This is a genomic window from Streptomyces sp. P17, from assembly GCF_032436805.1.
In the GTDB taxonomy this organism is placed as follows: domain Bacteria; phylum Actinomycetota; class Actinomycetes; order Streptomycetales; family Streptomycetaceae; genus Streptomyces.
The window spans coordinates 1-275 of record NZ_JAVRBF010000768.1 but is presented as its reverse complement, the minus strand read 5'-3'; the positions used below and the strand labels follow the sequence as shown (position 1 = coordinate 275).

Below are 275 nucleotides of genomic sequence, written 5' to 3'. Positions count from 1 at the left end.
CCGTAATGCTGCATTAAGATGCTTTATACAATACCGGCCCATCAAACTGAGCCGGTATTGTTCTGACCTACGTCAATTGATCATTTTGGCGGATTCTGGTGCATGCAGTTCGCATATTGCTCACGCAAACACCACTCATACCAGCTTTTTCCCTTCTTTTTGTAGTTCCTACAAAGAGTTTCAGCCACCTGTCTGCACTCATCGGCACTCGACCGCTTGATGGTTTGTAATAAGCTTGGTGTTGCACCCGCAAATGCAGGGCCGGAAGCTATCAG

At 47.3% G+C, this 275-nt stretch carries 1 protein-coding gene; it reads right to left on the bottom strand.

Translation table 11 applies throughout. The annotated features are described in order from the left end of the window. Window positions 1-80: 80 nt before the first annotated feature. On the bottom strand, window positions 81-275 hold a 195-nt coding region (locus tag RMT89_RS42885), incomplete at its 5' end, for a hypothetical protein (protein ID WP_315889176.1).